Here is a 19,024-nt window from a genome sequence, read left to right on the forward strand (position 1 = left end):
CGAACGCGGGAATCCAGAGGGGAGAGCAGTGGTGGCGCCAGAGGCTAGGCGCGGACGCGGCGGCCGTCGGCGTCGCGGCGGTAGGGGGCCCACGCGAGCGCCATCTCGGCGACGTGCATGGAGGTTTGTGTGGCCGTGACCTCGGTCGTGTCCAGCGCTTCCGTCGTGGGATCGAGCGAGAGGTCGATGCCGTCCATCTCGCGCTGGAGCTGCGTCTCCAACTCCGCGTAGTCGTTCTGGAGGTCGGCGTGCTTTTGCTCGGCGCGGGCCACGTCGGCCTTCTCCTTCGACATCCGCCCGGCGGAGCGCGCCGTGACGCCGACCGCGCTCATCGTGGAGCGTGCGGAGCGGTTGCCGAGAAAGGCGCCCAGCAGGGTGGTGCCGATGCGGACGAACGTGTCCGTCTTGCGCTGCGACGCCTGCGACTGCTCCCGGTCGATCGCGTCTTGCGCGGAACGCATCCGCTTCTCCAGCGCGTCGAGCTTGGACTGGTACTTCTTACGCAGCGCGGCCTTTTGCTCGTCGCGAGCTTCGTGCGCGATCGTCTGAAGCCGGATGCGGAAGGCACGCTCATCCTCGCCTGGGCGGGAGGACGCCTTTAAGCTTTTGCTCGTGTATACCGTCAGCGGGCGCTCCTGCTGGAGCCACTTCTTCAGGCTTTTCTCCCACCGCGCGAAGCCACTCGCGTCCACGCCCTCGGGCAGCGCGGCGAAGGCCGCCCCCGCCTCTGGCGCGGACTGTGTGGCGGGCCGCTCCGTCAGCATCTCGGCGGCGTTCCACTGCGGCTCGCCGCCGGCAATCTCCGTCAGCAGCGTGACGCGCTCGGTGTGCTCGATGTCGAGGCTCTTGCGCTCAAAGGGGATCTCGGCGCGCGCGAGGAGCATGGGCACGTACTCATCCGGCGCGGAGCCCGCGAGGTAGACCTGCGGCACGTCGACGGAGGGCGGACCGCTGGCGCCAGAGGCCTCTGGCGCGGAGGGGGCCTGGGGGTGGGGAGACGCGACCGGCGCCGCCTCTGGTGCCGCTGCCGCCATCCCGCCAGAGGCCCCTTCCTCTTTCCTTCCTTCCTTTTGCTCCGCCATGAGTGTGCCGATCTGCGTCCGCGTGAGGGGACCCGCGAGGTAGTTGAGCACCCACCGCGTCTCCATCACGACCGGTGCGGACTCGTGCACGTTGTGGAGGAGAAACCGGCGCTTGCCGATGCCCGAAAGCAGCGCGTCGACTTCGGCGCGGTTGAACCCGCCAGAGGCGGCGCCTTCCAGGCCGTCCAGGAGGCGGTCCTTGTCGCGCTCGGTCTGGAGGCGCCCCACGAACCACGTCCCGCAGTTGGAGAGCGCCTTGTAGTCCATGTCCACCGGGTTCTGCGTCGCGAGGACGATCCCGAGGCCGAAAGCGCGGGCCTGCTTGAGCAGCGTGAGCAAGAGTTGCTTGCTGGCGGGGTTGGCAGTGGGGGGGAGGTAGCCGAAGATCTCGTCCATGTAGAGGATGGCCCGCAGCGAGCCCGTCCCCGGCTGGCGGCGCATCCACGCGAGGACCTCGCCCAGCAACCGCGTCACGAAGAACATCCGCTCCTCGTCGCCCAGGTGCGCGATGCTCATGACCGACACCTGCGGCTTGCCGCTGGCGCCGTAGAACAGCCGGTCAGCATCCAGCGGCTCGCCCTGCGCCCACGCCGCAAAACCCGGCGACGCCAGGAGCCCGTTGAGCTTCATCGCGAGCGCGGTTCTGGAGCGGGCGGGGAAGAAGTCGTCCACCGCCATCACGCCGATGGCCTCGAAGGGGGGGCTCTGGAGCGCGCCGATCAGGTCGGCAAGCGTGAGCGCCGTACCCGCTGCCCATGCGTCACCAATCACTTTCGCGAGGAAGACGTGCTCGGGGCTGCTCATCGCGTCCGCCTCCACGCCCAGGAGAGTGAGGAGCCCCCCGACGGTCGCATCCACGCGCTCCACCGAGGCCTCGCCGCTTCGGGCCTCTGGCGGAGGCGGGTCCAACGAGCCGAGCACGCTCACCTGCACGCCCGCGTCCGAGCCCGGCGTGTAGATCGTCACGTCGGCGGCGTCTTGGAGCCGCGCGACGCGGCCGGCGTTCTGCCCCCACGCTTCCAGTCCGCTGCGCCAGAGGCCTGCTTTCTGCTCCGCGAGAGCCTCTGGCGTGACGCCCTCGCGCGTGGCCTCGCCCTCATCGATCCACGGCCGGAACGACTCCGGCGAGAGGTCCGGGAACGTCAGCGTGAGGTTGCCCAGGTCTCCCTTCGGGTCGATGGCGATCACTGGGATGCCGTCCAGCGCGGCCTCCTCGATCAGCCCAACGCCCAGTCCGGTCTTGCCGCTGCCCGTCATCCCCACGATAAAGGCGTGCGTCGTCAGGTCGGTGGAGTCGTAGAGGACGGGGGCGCCCAGGGACTTCCCGGGGCTGGGTTCGGGGGCGCCAGAGGCGGGGACGACTTCTTTGCCGAGGTAGAAGACGCCGAGACCTTCAAACGGGGCGGGTGCGTCGGGCATAACCATGTGGTGGGTGAGTCCGCTGGGAGTCTACCACGGGCCAGCCGTGGCGGGCGCGTCTCCGCGTGGGAGGAGGTCCGGGAGCCTCTGGCGCCAGAGGCTTTGGAGACACACACGCTTAGGCTCTGGAAGGCCCCCGTCTGCAGGAGAACCAGGATGAGACCTGTCGGGCGTCGCGTCGCGCTGTGGCGACGGGATCGGCGTCTAAAGATGGCGGCACGCCAGAGGCACAGGAATGGACCCATTTTCGGCATGCCAGTTCGGGAGCCGCCGCGTAGGACCGCCGCGGGCGCCCGCTTAAGCCGAGGGGGCTGCAGGTCCGTCTGGTGGGCACGGTAGGGTTGCAAAACCCGCCGACCATTCGGGTTAGGGGGGAGGCCGTGCCGATAGCCGGGTAAGCTCACGCACCGCCTTCCCCACTCGGTTATGCCCCAATCCATGCTCGGCCTCCTTGCGCTGACGCTCGCGACGTTGATCTCGTTCAACCAGCAGCGGCTTCGCCAGCAGTCCTACAAGGCCACGATCCACGACGAGGTCGAACTCGCGGCGGCCGGCACGGCGCAGCACGTGATGGAGATGATCTCCGGGCGCTCATTCGACGAGTCCTCCACACCTGTGAAGGTGTTCCAGGCGGGTGTGATCCCGCAGGGGTCCTCGACGTTCACCGGTGGTGAGTCCGACGAGTTTGGGCGCTACTCGGACGAAGGGGAGTGCGACCTGATGGAGCCGTACAAAACGCCGAAGTGCGACGACGTAGACGACCTGGACGGGATCCGAGACGCCCCGATCTACGCCCGGCTGTCCGACGGTCGCCGGCTGACGTTTACGGCGGACGTCAACGTGGAGTACGTCACCGACCCGGGAACGGAGACGCCCTCCGATGCCCCTACGCTCCACAAGCGCGTCGAACTCACGGTCCGAAGCCCGCACTCAGCTCGGGCGTCCAGCGACATGCTCACGCTGCACCGCGTGGTCTCTTATGACCCCGTCCGCGCGGACGCCAACATGGAGGCCGAGTGCGGCGCCATTGGTTTGGAAGGAAGCCCGTGTTCGACGGGCTCTGGCACCATCGAGGACTGAACCGGGCGCGAACCATCTGAGCGCCTCTGGCGCCGACCCCTATGATCTCCATCTTCGACCACCTCAGCTCGATCATCATCGGCAGCGCGGTCATCCTCATCCTGATGGTGGCGCAGCACCGGTCCTCCCACGCGAGCGTGGAGCAGGTGGCCACGCACAGCGTGAAGGCCAAAACGCTCGTTTTCGGGCACTGGATTGAGCGGGACATCTTGGACCTGGGCAAGAACCTCGGGCGCAACCGCTTCCGCTTTAAGCCGCCGACGACAGATTCGCTGGGCAACACCAGCACGTTCCACTTCTACAGCGATTCCACCTGCGTATCCGGCTGCTCCTTCCCAAGCGGCGTCAACGTCGCCGTGGGGGATACGGCCCGATTGCACACGCGATACCGGCTCGTGCCCACAGAGCGCGCAAACCTGCGCGACGCCAGCGGCCAGCGCGTGAGCCGGCAGCTGATGAAGCTGGAGCGGGACGTGTCAGAGACCTACGTAAACAATGGCGTCGCACCGGACCCGATAGAGACCAAGTGGCGCGCAGACCGGTGGACGATTGGCACGCTGTCCAGCTTCAACATCGAGATGCTGGAGCGCGACGGGCGGCCTGCTCGGCACAGCGATGGGACGGTCAACGTCGAGAGCGGGGACTACATCTTCGTCAAGTTCTCTGTCGTGCCGGAGTGGATTCTAGACCCGGAGAACTACATCCGCGAGATCTACTGGTCCACTACGCTCAAGGTGCGCCCCTACTGGGAGCCGCCCAAAGTCTCGACCTGATCCTCAGTTCCCCTGGCGTGTGGTTGCACACGCACGCATTCGCAAGGTGACCGCTCCAGACACCTGCTCCTCGATTACTACAGACCCCCCCACCCATGGGAAAGGCACTTCTCATCATTGTCCTCGGCGCAGGGTTCCTCCTGGCGCGCGCGGGCTTCAACAATCAAGTCACCGAGCGAGAGTCCCGCAAGGACCAGGTGGAGTACGAAGAAGAGGTCCTCGCGCGCGAGATCTCTCGTTCGGCCTTTAACGTGGCGATGGGCATCGCGCGGGAGTACCCGAACTCGCTAGACGCAGGGGCCAACGCAGTGGACATGGCCGATGAGAAGGCCGACGGCCTCTATAACGGTACCGCCAGAGGCGGCATGTTCGCCGTTCGAGCGGAGACCCTTACGGGACATACCCTGAAGGTGACCTCGACGGGGTACTACGGAGGCGTGTGGGAGACGGACTCGAAAGGGGAGAAGCGCTACACAGGGGAGAGCTACACCATGTGGGACACGTTCCAGATCCGAGTCCTGGAGGTCCGTGAGGACGGCGTGCTGGACACGAGCTTCCTGGAATCTCAGGCCGGGTACTGCTCCGCCATCTATATGGACGAGTACCGAGGCGACGAGTTTGTCGGCACCCGGATGATCTTCGCCGCAGGCCACAACCGCGACGGCGTGCGCCCCCCGGTCTCGATCTACGTGCAGGCTGGCACGCAGCTCAACTTCTTTATCGGGGTGGACACGAACTGCTCTGGCAAGTTCTCGACGTCGGCCTCGACGTGTCAGGCTCTGTCGTACGTGCTCAACGACAAGTTCAACCCGAGTGATGTCGGGCGGAACAAGCGCTACGATCACCTCCACTACGCTTTGGACATCCCGGCCCGCGACATCACCAAGATGGAAGAGGGAATCTGGGGCATGGTGGAGCAGAACCCGCGTGATCGCCAGAGGTGGCGGATCGGCTGGGAGGATCTGGAGCGGAGCGATTGGGACCGCCCCAACTCGTCCGATCCGCAGCGTAGCCTTCAGGCCCTCAAGCGCCTGGGATACGACGGCAAGGGCTGGCCGGACCGCAACAGCATGGGATACCGCGCTCTGCGGGACTACGGCAACCGCCCCGACTACTCCGATCAGGTGATCGAGTTGGGCATCTCTGCCCTGCGCTCGCAGGCCGCTCGGGATTCGCTCTGGTACGCGATGTACGAGGAGCGGAGCGACTGCGGCATCACGAACCCGGACGGCATGCCTCCAGAGCCGCAGATCCAGATCTGTGATGGCGGCGAGCAGCGGATGGTTGGGGCCAGCGTGCTCCAGTCCTACCTCAACGCTGGGGCAACCGAAGGCGCGTGCCCGGAGCGCGAGTACGAAGTCTGCCACTACGGAAGCGAGATGACGGTCCTCGCCTCGGCGCTCTCCGGGCACCTCCAGCACGGCGATACGCAAGGGGTCTGCCCGATCGAAGAGGAAGTGCTCCTGTGCCACGATGGCCAGCAACGGACGGTCGTGGAGTCTCAGGTTCAGTCTCACCTCAACCACGGCGATACGCGGGGCACATGCCCGGACGAAGTCGAGGAAGAGGAAGACGACGTCTACGACTGCCCGTGCAGCAGCAAAAAGCTCCAGCAGGGCAAGGTGGGCATCCTTCACCGCCCGCCGGGCAACCCCGCCAACGAGCAACTGCTCTGCATCAGCCGGAACGGCTGGCGCAACGGCCACAAGCCCCGCCACGATGACGTCCTCGTCTGCGGCAACGGCTGAGCCCTGAGGCCCAGGCCTCTGGCGCCCCCTCCCGGAACGGTTCGGGAGGGGGCGCTGTGGTTTCTGGCCTCCCGCCAGAGGCCTCTGGCGAAGGGGCGGTTTCTGCTGGCGTGGCGGTGCGTAAACGCGCCGCGCCAGAGGCTTTAATGCGAGGAGGCGGCCTCTGGCGGCGGCTTGAATGAGGGGGCATATGGGAACCGTGCGTTACCAATCGTAGCGCCAGCGGCGCGCCCGCATGCCCGCAAAACGGACCGGACGATACCGCGGACCGCCTCGCGCACCAGAGTGGTGCCTTGGCGCAGTCCTTGGAAGCCCGCTTCCCACCTTCCTCCGTTCCAGTGTCCGCAACCCCGACGTTTGCTCCCCTTTCTGGCGCCCTTGGCGGTACCAGCGCCCCGGCATGGATGACGCCCGCGGCGCCAGTGGCCACGCCCGCCCCGCAACGGGCGCCGGAGCCGATGGAGCGCGACGCGGAAGGCTTTTTCCGGATCCCGTCCTACATCCGCGAGATCTCCAAGGGAGCGCCGCGTCTGTTTATCGGCGAAGACCGGCTCCGCTACTTCGTCGAGCAGATCGACCGGCTCTCTGTGGAGCACCGCGAGCAGATGCGGGACTTCATGGACCAGTACGTGGAGCGGATGCACGAGATGGGCGCCAGCGACATGGACACCGGTGGCCCGGCCTGCGTCGGCCGCGTGTGGTACCGCTGCGATGGCGAGAAGACGCCTCACTTCGAGCTGGGTATCCGCTCGCACGACGAGGTCGACATTCTGGTCCTGAACCTGCTCTCCAAGCGGCAGCAGGAGGACCTGTTTAAGGTGCAGTCGGCGGACTTCTCGTACCAGCTGGATATGCCGGACGGCACGCGCCGCCGTTTCCGCGCGACCTGCTACTACGACAACCAGCACATCGGGCTCTGCCTCCGCGCGATCGCGGAGGACGTGCGCCCGCTCAAAGGGCTCGGCTTCCACCCGCTCGTGGAGCGCGGCCTGATGTTCCAGCACGTCCGCGACGGGCTGACGCTTATCACCGGCGTGACCGGCTCGGGCAAAAGCACCACGCTGGACGCCATCATCGACGCGAACAACCACGACTTCGACGGGCACATCGTCATCGTGGCCAAGCCGATCGAATACGTCCACGCGCCGGACCGCTGCATTATCCGCCACCGCGAGGTGGGGCCGGACTGCCCCTCGTTCAAGATGGGCGTCTCGCAGGCGCTCCGGCAGGACCCGGACATCATCATGATCGGCGAGATGCGGGACCCGGAGACGATCGACTCCGCGATTGAGGCCTCCGATACGGGTCACAAAGTCTTCTCCACGCTCCACACCGCGAGCGCGGTCGAAAGCCTGGACCGCATGGTCGCGGAGTACCCGCAGGCCGAGCAGGAGCGCGTCCGCATCCGCCTCGGCGACGTGCTCCGCTGCGTCGTCTCGCAAAAGCTGCCCCCGAAGATCGGTGGCGGCCGCGTGCTCACAAAAGAGGTGCTCTGGGTGACCGCGTCGGTCAAGGCCGCCATCCAGAACGGCAACACCAACGAGATCTACCAGATGATGTGGGAGGGGACCAAGCAGGGGATGATCACCCTGGAGCAGGACCTCTTCCGCCTCGTCCGGGAGCGCAAGATCACGCCCGACACCGGGCTCCAGTACTCGAACAACAAGCGCCGCTTCCAGCAGCTCGTCCGCGGCGGCTGAGCCACCCTCTGACTCTGCGCCTCTGGCGCCAGAGGCAACCCTCCGCTGCCCGATCCGACCGGGGCTGAACGCCCCGCACCCCCCCGACCCATGAGCGACACGCCCCTTCCACCCAACCCCTTCGAGGGCGATCCCGACGACACCAACCCGTTCACGGGGGGTATCGGAGACGGCTCCTCGCACGAGAGCACGGCCCCTGGCGCGAGCGACTTCTTCGGCGGCGCGTTTTCCGACGAGGACTTCGAGCCCGCGCTTGAAGCCGCCAGCTTCGCCGGAGGCGCGGACTCGTACTTCGAGGACGCGGCTTCCGTAGAGGCCGTTTCGCCAGAGGCCGTAGCCGAGATGCCGGTAGAGGAGGGCGACGCCCTCGTCGCGGCCCCCGTCGCGCGCCCGCGGCGCCGACGCGCCCGCAAAGCGGCAGGTAAGTCTTCTCGCTCGCGCGGGACGCAGCAGATCGTGCTCGGCATCAACGTGACGCCGACGCACGTCTACGGCGTGTTGCTCAAGAGCGAGGGGAGCGGGAACTACTCGGCGCTTCAGACGCTTTCGCGCGTCCGGAACCAGAACGCGGAGGACACCTCTGGCGCGATGACGCCTTCGGACGTGGGCATCGCCGACCTCGACGGCGCGGGGCTCGACGACGGCTCGGTCCGCTTCGGCAGCGGCCAGGAACTCGACTTCACGGGCGAGTTCGACGGGATCGCTACGCCGGGTGACGTAGGCATCGACATGGGCGCCATCGGGCAGCCGAGAGCGGCGGCCCAGCCCATCGTGTTCGAGCTGCGCGACATGCTGGAAGAGCTCGCGCAGAGCGGCTACGACAAGCCAGCGCTTGCCTTCGGCATCGCTCCGCCGGATGTCGAGTACTTCGAAGTGCTCGTCCCGGCAGACAAGAAGGCGAAGAAGGCCAAGAAGAGCAAGAAGGGCGAAGAGACAGCGCCCGTGACGGTAAAGCGGGACAAGCTCGTCTCGCTTCTCCCGCCGTCTCAGCCCGGCCGCGAGATCGACACCGACCGCGTGGCGTTCGTGCCGATGACGAAGCGGGAGGGCCGGCCTCGCTACCTCGCGATCATCCCGCAGCCGACGGACCCCGTCGTGCCGGCGATCTCGATGCTCCGCGAGCAGTCCAAGCACCGTCGGACGGCGTTCAAGACCATCGAGGCCGAGGTGCCGCTCCTGATGGGCTTGGCGGCCCTCGCGTGCCCCTCCGAGCCTCACGAGAACACCGCCGTTGTGCGCGTGGGCGCCGAGGACACGCTTGTGCTCCTGCTTTCCGGCGGCGAGCTCCACCACATGGAGCCCATGCAGAGCGTGACGGCCTACGACGGCCCGGACACGATCTGCTCGCGCGTGCTGCTCCAGCAGGACGTCCAGGGCGTCGGGACGGTCCACAACGTGGTCGTGCTCGCAGACGAGCGGCAGGATGACCTGGTGCAGGGCTTCTCCGCGTTCTACCCGGACGCCCGCGTCGAGTCGCTCGGCGCGCTCCTCGGAGACCTCGGCGTGATCTCGCCAGAGGCCCCTGGCGCGGACGAGGACCCGAAGGTCCTAGGAGCGGAGTCCGTGGAGGCCGCTGGCGCCGCGCTGTCCATCCTCGGCGGGAAGAACAGCTATTTCCCAGACGCCAACCTCCTGCCCAAGGCGCTTCGCAAGAAGAAGCGCCGGATGGACCTCACGTTTGGCTGGCACACCCTCGTTGTAGGCGTGCTGCTCTTCCTGAGCGTCGTCTTCTTTATCGGCCTCTACTTCACCCAGGCGAGCGACATCGCCGAGCGGGAGCAGACGCTGGCGGAGTACCCGCCAGAGGCCACCATGGCCGTTCCGGAGCTCCAGATGCGGATCGACAGCCTGCGCCAGGCGCAGATGGAGATCACCAGCGCGCTTGCGGCGATGGACTCCCTGCTCTACGGGACCGACCGCTGGACGCAGGAGCTAGTGCGCACCTCGCGCGCCGTCAGCGCCTCTGGCGGCGTCTGGTTCGAGGACTGGCAGCCCAACGGCGCCTCCGTGGCGCTTCACGGCTTCGCGACGTCCCGCGCCCGGGTCGTCAGCCTCGCGCAGCGCTTGGACGCGGTCATCGAACAGGTGACGTACCAGGACACCCGCGGCTATCCGGTCTACGAGTTCCGCCTCGATATGCCCTCGCCGATCGAGTTGCCGCAGACGGCCAAGTACCTCCGGGCACAACTCGGCGAGCCCGTGCCGCCAGCTCTGGACGCCCTCGCGGGTCTGGACGCCGCGGCGCCCGTGGCCGCGCAAGCCGCCCCGCCAGAGGCCTCTGGCGAGCCCGCGCCCACCACCCCCGACAACAACTAACCCTGGACCCCAACGGTCATGAGTAACGAAGTCCTCAACACGCTCATCCTAGCGGCCTTCCTCGCGGTCGCCGCAGGGTCCGGGTACTATATCACGCAGAAACAGCAGCCCGCCGAGATCGAGGCGCTCGACGAAGAGATCGAGGCCATCGAGAACCGGAAGGCGGAGGTAGAAACCCTGATCGCCGAGCAAGCGATGGCGGACGAAGACGCCGCGCTCGCGCTGCAGCGCTGGAACACCCGCTACAAGGTGCTCCCGTCGTCGCTGTCGTCTGCCGACGTGGTGGCGTACCTCAACGCGCTGTCCTCCCGCGGCTTCCGCACGTTCGACCTCTCGCTTTCAGGCCAGACCCAGGGCGGCACGTCGAGCTACTACACGTACTCGGTCAACGGGCAGGCCTACTTCGAGAGCCTCTTCTCGTTTATCTGGCACGTGGAGAACAACCGCGGGATGTACCGCATCCGCGACCTCAACGTCAAGAAGCTGGTCACGACCGTGACCGACGGCGACGTAGAGCGCCAGGTGGTCCTCGCCGAGTTCTCGATGGAAGTCGACGCCTTCTACGGCGCCCACAGCCAGATCTCCGCGCCCGACAGCGTAACCGCTCTCCCGGCCGCAGCCTACCCGCCGCGCCGCGCTGCGACGAACCCGTTCTATCCCTACATCCTCGAGACGCTTCCGCCCAACTCGGACGACCTCGTGGACGTGGAGTCGGACAGCCTCTCAGCCGTGATCGGCGGAACGGCCGTCTTTATGCGGGAGGGCGAGATGCGGCAGCTCCGCACGGGCGACCGCGTCTACCTCGGACGCATCAGCTCGATCGACGCGCGCACCGCGCGGGTCGTGATCAGCCTCAACAAGGGGGGCATCCGCGAACGCGTGGAAGTCGACCTCAACACGGGCGCCCGGTACCGCCAGGCCCTCGGCGACGCCTCGCTGCGCCGCGGCCCCGCCGCCGGCCCGGTCCTCGAAGCCGCTCCGCCCGCCCCGGGCACGCCAGAGGCCGAGGGGCACTCGCTGTACCAGAGCGCGGAGATCCCGCGCACGCCGCAGCCTTCCGACGACTAAGCGCCTCCGGCGCCAGAGGCCACGCGCTTGGCCTCTGGCGCACAAGGTGACCGCTCCGGTTTAGGGCGCTGCCCCACCCGCCGATACTTGTACACCCCCGACCGCCTCCTGGGCGAACCCATGACCCCGACCCGCCTCTCGCGCTCCGTATCTCGATACGCGATGGTGGCCCTCGTGGCCGCCGCTGGCCTCGCCGCCACCTACGGTGCCGCGCCCGCCGCCAACGCCCAAACCCGCACCGTCCGCGCCTACATCCCGCCAGACGAGCTCGTCTCGTTCCCTGCTGGGATGCCGATGGACGAGTTCATCAGCCTCGTCAACCCCGTCTTCCGCCGTGTAACGGGGAAGAGCGTGGTGGACCCCGAGGACCGCGAGGATCCGATCGGCGTCTCGCTCAACGGCGTCCACTTCGTTGACGCGTTCGAGCTCGTCCTGGACCGCCAGAACCTCGACTTCCGCGAGACGGAGGGCTACTTCATCATCGAGGAGCCTGCGGTCATCATCGACCAGACGATCGTCGCGACGACGTCGGACCAGCAGACGATCACGCAGATCGACGCCGGGCCTCGCGCCGTTGGCGGAGGTTCGAACGCAGCATCTGTCTCGGCACAAGAGCGTGAGATCCACATCTCGGCCATCGTGTTCGAACTCAACCGCAACAAGTCCCGCGAGGTGGGCACCAACTGGGCCTCCATCTTTGGAGAGGCGTCTGCTGAGAGCGGCGCCTCGACAGGCGGTAACACGGGTGGTGGCACCCAGGGTGAAAGCTCTGGCGTGACCTTCTTCCTCGACGCTGGTTCGTTCTTCGACGCGCTGGACGGCTTTATCCAGGCCAGCTCCGACCGCGTGCCACTGAGCCAGCTTGCGAGCCTGTTCCGCTACTTCGAGGAGAACGGCTACGGCCAGACTCTCGCGTCGCCAAGCGTGACCGTGCGCAGCGGCATCCAGGGCAAGATGCAGTCCGGTGAGGACATCCCGATCAACACGCGGGACTTCCAGGGCAACACGCTCACGCAGTTCATTTCCACCGGTACCATCATCGACGTGACGCCTACGCTGATCGTGGAGGAGGTCGACGGTCAGGAGATCGAGTTCATCCACCTCGACGTCAAGGTGGAGAAGAGCAACTCTCGCATCATCAACGGCAGCGTCGGCGTGTTCAAGAACGACGTGCAGACCGAGGTGATGCTGCTCGACGGTGAGATGACGGCCATCGGTGGCCTGACCTCGACCGACGAGACGTATTCCCGTAAGGGTGTGCCGATCCTCAAGGACATCCCGATCCTGAGCTTCATCTTCGGCTACACGTCTCGTCAGGAGACGCAGAAGGAACTCGTTGTCGTGCTCCAGGCTGAGGTCATGGACGACCTCCGCACCCGGATGCGTGCCCCGAGCCGCGACGGGGAGATCCTCGAGGATGCCCGCGACCGCGTCCGCCAGCGCCTCAACCGTCTCAACGACGGCGCCGGTGACCGCATGGAGGACCTCGACACGATGGGCCCCATCGAAGTCGACGCCCGCGACCGCCGCTAAGCCCCGCCTCTGGCGACGGGTCCGCGCCCCGGCTCTCTCACGAGGGCCGGGGCGCTTTCTGTTGGCGTAGGCCTCTGGCGCCAGAGGCGGAATCCGGACTTGATCCGGAGAACCGCCAGAGGCTACACGCCTTCGGCGGCGCCGTAGCGGCGCGCCACCTCGGCGCCGATGGCATCGGCCTCGGCTTCCAGGCGGTCGGCCTCGGCGCGGTCGGTACGGGCAGCCTCGCGTTGCTCGGCCACGAGGGTGTCCAATGGCTCGACGAGGGCGCGGACGCGGCCTACTGCTTTGTCGGCCTCCTGCCCGAGTTCGGTCCTGAGCACGCGGCCGATCTCTTCCCGTAAGGCGGAAACGCGGTCTGTGAAGTCCTTGACGGCGCGGCGGCGCTGCATGGGCAGGACCACGAAGCCCAGCGTCGCGATGGCGCCCGTGGCGAGAATGCCCCCGGTCACGTCCAGGACCGTCGCGAAGATGAGCGCCACGCCGATCGCGCCGATCCCCGCCGCGGTCATGCCCCCAACGGTCAGCGCCGAGCGGGCGTTTTCGAGGATGCGCCGCGCTTCCTCGTCGAGGTCGATGGTGTCGAGCGCGCGCCGGGTCTCGCGGACGGCGTCGCGCAGGATGGCGTCTCTGTCGTGGATGAAGGAGTCGCCGGCCGTCGTTTCGTTTCTCTGGCGGAGCGCCGAGAGCCGGTTGTAGACGTCGCGCCAGAGGTCGTGCGCGTGGCGCAAGAGGCCGTCGGCACTTTCGCCGATGCGTGCCTCGATGCCCTTTTCGGCATCGCGGACTACCTGCCGGTTGAACTCGTCCTGGAACGCGGCGCGATCGCGCAAGAGGCCGATCTTGCTCACGCGGATGGTGTCGTCTAAAAAGCGGGCGCCGCGCTTCTCCATCTCCAGAAGCTGCCGGTCCACCTCGCTAACGGAGCCGCCGACGACCTCGGCCATCGTGCTCTCGGCCTGGGCGAACCGCTCCTGCAACGCGCCGAGCGCTGCCGCGTCCTCTTCCAAGTGAGCGTGCCGCTCGTCCAGCCTCTGGCGGGCGCGGCTCAGGAGCGCGCGCGTGGCGTCCAGCGGGGCAGAAAGCTTGAGCGAGAGGCGGGCGTCAGCGGTCAGCGTCTCGCGGATAAACCGCTCGAACGCGCCAAAGCGGCTCTCGTCCCATGAGGGGTGCGTTTGCGGGGCCTCTGGCGATTCCAGCTTGGCCTCCAACGCCTTCCGCGCGGCGACGGGAAAGGTGATCGGCGCCTGGCCCATCATGGCCGTGAGCCCGTCGCGCACGTGCGCGAGGACTTGCTGAAGCGCCTCCTCGCCAGAGGCCAGGTCGGATTTGTTGACGGCGACGACGAGGCGTCGCCCCCAGGTCTCGCGGACATACTCCAGGAACTGGCGCTCGCTTTCGCTCAGCGGACGCTCCACGCTCGTCACGAACAGCACCAGGTCGGCGCGGGGCACGAAGTCCTCGGTCAGGGCTTGGTGCTCCTTGATGATGGAGTTCGTGCCCGGCGTGTCCACGAGCGCGAGGTGCTGCAGAAACGGAGCGGGTAGGCGGCGCTCGGTGACGAACTCGCTCCGGCGATGCGTCTCCTCCGTGTCCCCGTGCCGCAGGACCGTGATCTTGTCTGTCGTGGGGACGGGGCCCTCTTCCATCACGCGCTTCCCAAACAGGGCGTTAACGAGCGTGGATTTCCCTGCGTTGAACTCCCCCGCGACGACGAACAGGAACAACTCGCCGAGGCCGCTCGCAAGGTCTGCCAAGCGGCGTTGTTCGTCGCCAGAGGCCCCCGCGCGATCGAGGAGCGCGCCGAGGTCCGTAAGAAGCGCGCGTTCCCGCTGGAGCAACGCGTCAGCCTCTGGCGGGAGGCTGGCGGGGAGGGGAGCAGGAGCGGATGGCATGGGGCGAGTCGGGGACGGGAGGGCAATCTAGGCCCGCGCCAGAGGCTCTCTGAGGTCCCAATTCGGCATCCCTTCTCGGAACTCCGGTCCGGGCCGTGGGTTGGGATCGGAAGCGTGCCACGGAATTAGCACGGCGCACATATCGCGCTGTTGCCCCCGCTCTAGCGCGTTTCCTACCTTTCCTACTGCACTTCCTCACCCGCACCCTCCTTAAGAGGCCCCCTTCCATGCTGAATGTTGCACTCGTCGGCCTTCTGGCCGGATCCCTCCTGTCTGCTAACCCCACAGGTGGGGACGGTGACAAGGACGGGACCAAGAGCAAAAAGGCCGACGCTCAGGAGTCCGTCTTGATCGTCGGTGATAACGCTGAGTTGTCCCCCACCGTTGACACGTACGCTCTCGGTCGCCCCTCGGCTGCCTCCCCCATCAAGTTCTGGATCGAGTACGGCTTCGGCGGTGCTGACGAGATCTACGACACCGCAGGCGAGGCTCAGGAGCCGAGCGTTGGCGGTGGCGCCATCATCGGTGGAGACGCCGAGATCAACTCGCAGCGCGCTGCGGTTGGCCTCCAGATCAACCCGATCAGCTTCTCGAAGTTCAGCGTCGGCGTCGGCGGTGTCCTGACGGGCGCGAAGAACACGATCTCCGGCACGGCTGGCCCGTTCTCTCAGACCGGTGACGAGCTCTCGAGCGATTTCAGCGTTCAGAACGTCAAGATCTTCGCATCTGCTCGCGGCAAGGTTCTCGGCATCCACGGCGGCTACATGCTCGACCTCGGTGACGACCAGGAGTTCAACGAGAACGGTCTCCCGATCGACATCTCGCGCTCCGACAACCGTGACGCGATCCAGCTCGGCGTCGACTTCGATTACCCGGCTCGCGGCTTCCGCGTCTTCGGTGGCATCGACCGGTACATCATCCTCGAGAACTGCGACGTGTACCCCGCTCCGTGCAACAACTCGACGGGCCCTGACGGCAACAACGAAGACCTCTTCGGCGAGGAGGGCGACGGCGTCTGGAACTTCGTCCTCGGAACGGGCCTGCGGGTCTCCTTCGCAGAGGTCGGCGTTGCAGCCCAGATCGTCGCTCGCGACCGTCAGCCGGTTGACCGCAACGGTGCAGGCACCGCAGGCACGACCGAGAACATCGGTGGTTACGTCAGCACGCTCTCCCCGTACCTCCGCGTCAAGCCGCCGAGCCTTCCCGCCTCCCTCTACGTGAAGGGCGGTCTGCAGGACGAGTACAACGTGTACGGCCTGCCGATCGACGGCGCGAACGGTCCTAAGCCGACCTTCGGCCTGACCTTCGGTCTCTCTGTCGGCTTCGAATGATCCCGCAGTGATTCAACTGGACCCCACCGTCCGGCAAGGGGGCCGTCTGGCAGTAGTCAGGCGGCCCCCCTTGGTTTGGGCGCTCCTCGTCGCATGCCTTCTGCCTCTGGCGGGATGTTTCGGAGGCGGTCTGCCGCTGCCGAGCGCACGTCCGGGGGAGCTGCTGACGCCCGACTTGCGTCGCCTCGACGACCTCTCGGAGGCGCTTGCGGAGGCTGGAAGTGACGCGGCCCGAACCCAGATCGCAGCAGACGCCCTGGCCGCCTCTGGCGTGGCGCCTCTGGCGGACGCACGCGTGCCCGGCAAGAGCGGGCGGTTCGTCGTAGGCGTGGACGGACGAACCCTGGCGGGGTGGATTCCTGGGCGCGGGCCGCTCCACAAGGATTCGCTCATCGTGGTGGCGGCCTCTCGCGATGGCGTCTCGGACCTCGCGCTGATCGAGGCGTCACGGATGCTCGTGGCCTCTGGCGCGTACACGCAGATCCCGGCCCGCTCCGTCTTGGTCGTGCTCGGAGACGACGTACGGGCCCCGCTTCGGCTCTGGAATCGCGAGGCCGTCTTGTCTGTCCTCCGCGTCGGCACCGCCGGTCCGGATTCCCTCGCGGGACGCCCGGTTCAGGCCCTCGCGCCAGAGGCCAACGCGGCCACTCTCGCGGCACGCCTCTACGAGGTGCTCTCGCTCGCCGCGACCCCTTCTCCCTCGGTGTACACACGGTAACCGACTCGCCTCTGGCGCCAGAGGCTCGCTCCATGCTCCCCACTCTCCTCACCGATACGGTTTCCGCCGATCCCCGCCGAGCGCTCGACTCGGCGCTGCTCTGGGGCTTCGAAGCCGTCGTGCTCCGCACCGTCGGCAGGCAGCGGGTGCCTCACGTCAACGAGGCGCAACTCCGCCGCCTGCTGGAAGACGCCGAGATGCCGCTGGAGGCGGTAGACCCCGGGCTGTTTGAGGGCGACGCGACCGCGCCGGCGGCAGGATTGGATGATCTGGAAGCGCTCGCCGCACTCGCGCCGTTTTGCACTCGGATGCGCACCCGGACCGTCATCGTCGGACCGATGGGAGCCGCGCCGCGAGAGGTGTCTCAGGCGTCTGGCGTGCTGAAGCGAGCGGGAGACGTGGCGGCAGGGTACGGCCTGACGCTCGCGGTCCGCAACGAAGGCGAGGCGGCGAGCGCGGAGGCGCTCGCGGATCTCGTCGGTTCCATCGGTCACCCGTCGGTGGTCGGCTGGTGGTCGGTCGCGGCCTCGCGAGAGGCCGGCGAGGAGCCTCTGGCGAGCGCGAAGGCACTCGTGGGCACCCCTCTGGCGGGCATCGAAGCCGACGAGGCGTTTGCGGAAGCCGCGCCAGAGGCGTCGGGATTGATCCCGCTCTGTCAGGCCGGTTTCGAAGGGCCCGTGGTCCTCGCGTTCGGTGGCGTGCCCCAGAAGGGGTTGGCAACGGCAACGGCGTTGATCCGTCACGTGCGTATGGCCCGAAAGGCGGCGGCTTAGAGGCCTGCTGAGGTTCCTCGCGCGCGACGCGGCAAAGTGAGAACCCGCCGGTATCTTGGCGGCATGTCCAGCACCGTCGTGCCCACGCCGCCGTCCCGCCAGAGGCCGAGCCTCGTGCGGACGGACCTCACGCCTTCGTTCGCCCACCGGGCACACTTCGGATGGCTTCTGGCGGTCATGGGGTTTTTTACGGCCACCATGAGCCCGTGCGTCGTGATCCATTCGGCGTTCAAGCCGGGTGCGAAGACGTTCCGGACGTGGATGGATCCATGGGCGCGCTTCATCCTCGGGATGTGTGGGATCCGCTTGCGTGTGGACGTCCGCGTAGCCGTGCCGGAGCCGGTGGTGTTTGTGAGCAACCACCAGAACTCGATGGACGTGCCGGTCCTCTCGGCGGGGATTCCTGTCCCGTTCGTGTTCGGCGCCAAGAAGAGCCTCCGGTCGTGGCCGTTCGTCGGATGGGTGCTGGAGCGGACCGCGTGCCTGTTCATCGACCGCAGCGGGCCTAAAAAGGCGCTCGCGAGTTTGCAGGAGTGCGCGGAAAGGATTCGTGGGGGCGCCTCCGTTTTGCTCTTCCCCGAGGGTGGGCGGTCCTGGCGGCACGGCCTGCTGCCGTTCATGCGCGGCCCGTTCGTGCTCGCCATCGAGTCTGGCGTGCCGGTCGTGCCGGTCGCTATCATCGGCAACGCGGGCGTGCTGGACGAGAAGGGCCTGTATTCCAGCTCAGGAGAAGTCCGTCTCGTGTTGGGAGAGCCTATTTCGACCGAGGGAATGACGCGCCGAGATGCCGTCGCGCTCTCAGAGCGTGTTGAGGCGTGGATCCGCGCGGAGATGGAGGCCGTCGCGCCTCTCGTGCCGGCCTCTGGCGAATAGCAGGAATGGAAGGCCGAGGTCTCTTTCGCGCCAGAGGCGTGCAGCACCTGCCCGGCAACGTCCGTACCCCGCATACACGCACCCTCTGCTCATGAACCGCTTCGCCATCCCGACCGCCCTTCTCGCCCTTGCAATGCCTCTGGCGGCATGCGGTGGCTTCGATTGCAATTTCCCCGACTATGAGTTCGTGGAGGACACGCTGATCCTGCGCGCGGATCCCGAGCCATCGGACACGTTGACGGTCGTGTTTGAACTAGAAGAGGGCGGCGTCGCGCAGAACGTGTGGGTTGGCCTCGGCGCGCAGACGCCGGGCGTGTCCTCTACGTCCCAGTCAGAGGTGGTCTTGCGCGCGGAGTTCAGCGACTACGAGGCTGAGCGCGTCCCGCCCCTCTCGGCGCAAGCGGCCGGCGACACGCTTTTCGTGGTGCCGAGCGCGTTCGTGGAAACGCTTGCTGCGGCACCGCCTTGCGCCCAGGGCGACGGCATCGTAGAGCCGGTGTGCTCCCTGGCGCCGCCCAACCTCCAGCTTTTCGTGATCGGGACGAACGCGCCAGAGGGCGTCCGCGCCGTGCGGTACCTCACGCGCGACGTCTCCGGCCGCCTCGCGCCGTTGTGGTCCGCGTCGCAGACGGACGCGCCGGCTCGGACCGCGCGCGGGTAGCGCCAGAGGCCTCTGGCGTGGGAGGAGGGGAGAGGACGGGTATCTTCGCACCGG

14 protein-coding genes are annotated in these 19,024 nt (G+C 67.2%); 12 read left to right on the forward strand and 2 right to left on the reverse strand.

Going from position 1 to position 19,024, the window contains the following annotated elements:
- Positions 1 to 44: 44 nt before the first annotated feature.
- Complete coding sequence (locus tag BSZ36_RS02705; RefSeq protein WP_218827535.1) at positions 45 to 2,501, reverse strand: ATP-binding protein; 2,457 nt, start codon at positions 2,499 to 2,501, stop codon at positions 45 to 47.
- A gap of 438 nt (positions 2,502 to 2,939) precedes the next feature.
- Here BSZ36_RS02705 and BSZ36_RS02710 point away from each other — a divergent pair, with 438 nt between their 5' ends.
- The 7 genes from BSZ36_RS02710 to BSZ36_RS02740 all read left to right on the forward strand — a co-directional run bounded on the left by BSZ36_RS02710 (position 2,940) and on the right by BSZ36_RS02740 (position 12,719).
- Complete coding sequence (locus BSZ36_RS02710; protein WP_094545757.1) at positions 2,940 to 3,581, forward strand: hypothetical protein; 642 nt, start codon at positions 2,940 to 2,942, stop codon at positions 3,579 to 3,581.
- A gap of 41 nt (positions 3,582 to 3,622) precedes the next feature.
- A complete protein-coding gene (locus BSZ36_RS02715; protein WP_094545759.1) occupies positions 3,623 to 4,354 on the forward strand; it encodes a hypothetical protein in 732 nt (243 codons plus the stop codon).
- 95 nt (positions 4,355 to 4,449) lie between these two features.
- A complete protein-coding gene (locus BSZ36_RS02720) occupies positions 4,450 to 6,102 on the forward strand; it encodes a hypothetical protein (RefSeq protein ID WP_094545761.1) in 1,653 nt (550 codons plus the stop codon).
- 404 nt (positions 6,103 to 6,506) lie between these two features.
- The gene (locus tag BSZ36_RS02725) at positions 6,507 to 7,802 is read left to right on the forward strand and encodes a type IV pilus twitching motility protein PilT (protein ID WP_094545762.1); all 1,296 of its coding nucleotides are present in this window, start codon (positions 6,507 to 6,509) and stop codon (positions 7,800 to 7,802) included.
- A gap of 90 nt (positions 7,803 to 7,892) precedes the next feature.
- Positions 7,893 to 10,118 carry a PilN domain-containing protein gene (locus tag BSZ36_RS02730; protein WP_094545764.1) on the forward strand — a complete coding sequence of 742 codons (2,226 nt, stop codon included), beginning with the start codon at positions 7,893 to 7,895 and terminating at the stop codon, positions 10,116 to 10,118.
- A gap of 18 nt (positions 10,119 to 10,136) precedes the next feature.
- Positions 10,137 to 11,186, forward strand: coding sequence for an ABC transporter C-terminal domain-containing protein (locus BSZ36_RS02735; protein WP_094545766.1), 1,050 nt, complete (start codon positions 10,137 to 10,139; stop codon positions 11,184 to 11,186).
- A gap of 120 nt (positions 11,187 to 11,306) precedes the next feature.
- Positions 11,307 to 12,719 carry a type II secretion system protein GspD gene (locus BSZ36_RS02740; protein ID WP_094545768.1) on the forward strand — a complete coding sequence of 471 codons (1,413 nt, stop codon included), beginning with the start codon at positions 11,307 to 11,309 and terminating at the stop codon, positions 12,717 to 12,719.
- Between the two features lie 122 nt (positions 12,720 to 12,841).
- Here BSZ36_RS02740 and BSZ36_RS02745 read toward each other — a convergent pair whose 3' ends face one another.
- Complete coding sequence (locus tag BSZ36_RS02745) at positions 12,842 to 14,614, reverse strand: dynamin family protein (protein ID WP_094545770.1); 1,773 nt, start codon at positions 14,612 to 14,614, stop codon at positions 12,842 to 12,844.
- 227 nt (positions 14,615 to 14,841) lie between these two features.
- On the opposite strand from BSZ36_RS02745, the gene BSZ36_RS02750 reads away from it, so the two are divergent.
- The 5 genes from BSZ36_RS02750 (at position 14,842) to BSZ36_RS02770 (ending at position 18,970) form a co-directional block, all read left to right on the forward strand.
- The gene (locus BSZ36_RS02750; protein ID WP_094545772.1) at positions 14,842 to 15,945 is read left to right on the forward strand and encodes a hypothetical protein; all 1,104 of its coding nucleotides are present in this window, start codon (positions 14,842 to 14,844) and stop codon (positions 15,943 to 15,945) included.
- 175 nt (positions 15,946 to 16,120) lie between these two features.
- The gene (locus tag BSZ36_RS02755) at positions 16,121 to 16,663 is read left to right on the forward strand and encodes a hypothetical protein (RefSeq protein ID WP_094545774.1); all 543 of its coding nucleotides are present in this window, start codon (positions 16,121 to 16,123) and stop codon (positions 16,661 to 16,663) included.
- A gap of 32 nt (positions 16,664 to 16,695) precedes the next feature.
- Positions 16,696 to 17,436 (forward strand): apurinic/apyrimidinic endonuclease family protein, encoded by a 741-nt coding sequence (locus tag BSZ36_RS02760; RefSeq protein ID WP_094545776.1) that lies wholly within the window; start codon positions 16,696 to 16,698, stop codon positions 17,434 to 17,436.
- Between the two features lie 63 nt (positions 17,437 to 17,499).
- Complete coding sequence (locus BSZ36_RS02765; protein WP_094545778.1) at positions 17,500 to 18,309, forward strand: lysophospholipid acyltransferase family protein; 810 nt, start codon at positions 17,500 to 17,502, stop codon at positions 18,307 to 18,309.
- A 91-nt stretch (positions 18,310 to 18,400) separates the two neighbouring features.
- On the forward strand, positions 18,401 to 18,970 hold the full coding sequence (locus BSZ36_RS02770; protein WP_094545780.1) for a hypothetical protein: 570 nt from the start codon (positions 18,401 to 18,403) through the stop codon (positions 18,968 to 18,970).
- Positions 18,971 to 19,024 lie beyond the last annotated feature (54 nt).

The organism is Rubricoccus marinus (genome assembly GCF_002257665.1).
Lineage (GTDB): Bacteria > Bacteroidota > Rhodothermia > Rhodothermales > Rubricoccaceae > Rubricoccus > Rubricoccus marinus.

Bases quoted from the DNA above. Each gene is read 5' to 3' on its own strand.
- BSZ36_RS02715 (WP_094545759.1), top strand. From the start codon at position 3,623: ATGATCTCCATCTTCGACCACCTCAGCTCGATCATCATCGGCAGCGCG.
- BSZ36_RS02730 (WP_094545764.1), top strand. From the start codon at position 7,893: ATGAGCGACACGCCCCTTCCACCCAACCCCTTCGAGGGCGATCCCGAC.
- BSZ36_RS02770 (WP_094545780.1), top strand. From the start codon at position 18,401: ATGAACCGCTTCGCCATCCCGACCGCCCTTCTCGCCCTTGCAATGCCT.
- BSZ36_RS02725 (WP_094545762.1), top strand. From the start codon at position 6,507: ATGACGCCCGCGGCGCCAGTGGCCACGCCCGCCCCGCAACGGGCGCCG.
- BSZ36_RS02710 (WP_094545757.1), top strand. From the start codon at position 2,940: ATGCTCGGCCTCCTTGCGCTGACGCTCGCGACGTTGATCTCGTTCAAC.
- BSZ36_RS02750 (WP_094545772.1), top strand. From the start codon at position 14,842: ATGCTGAATGTTGCACTCGTCGGCCTTCTGGCCGGATCCCTCCTGTCT.
- BSZ36_RS02765 (WP_094545778.1), top strand. From the start codon at position 17,500: ATGTCCAGCACCGTCGTGCCCACGCCGCCGTCCCGCCAGAGGCCGAGC.
- BSZ36_RS02740 (WP_094545768.1), top strand. From the start codon at position 11,307: ATGACCCCGACCCGCCTCTCGCGCTCCGTATCTCGATACGCGATGGTG.
- BSZ36_RS02720 (WP_094545761.1), top strand. From the start codon at position 4,450: ATGGGAAAGGCACTTCTCATCATTGTCCTCGGCGCAGGGTTCCTCCTG.
- BSZ36_RS02745 (WP_094545770.1), bottom strand. From the start codon at position 14,614: ATGCCATCCGCTCCTGCTCCCCTCCCCGCCAGCCTCCCGCCAGAGGCT.
- BSZ36_RS02735 (WP_094545766.1), top strand. From the start codon at position 10,137: ATGAGTAACGAAGTCCTCAACACGCTCATCCTAGCGGCCTTCCTCGCG.
- BSZ36_RS02705 (WP_218827535.1), bottom strand. From the start codon at position 2,501: ATGCCCGACGCACCCGCCCCGTTTGAAGGTCTCGGCGTCTTCTACCTC.
- BSZ36_RS02760 (WP_094545776.1), top strand. From the start codon at position 16,696: ATGCTCCCCACTCTCCTCACCGATACGGTTTCCGCCGATCCCCGCCGA.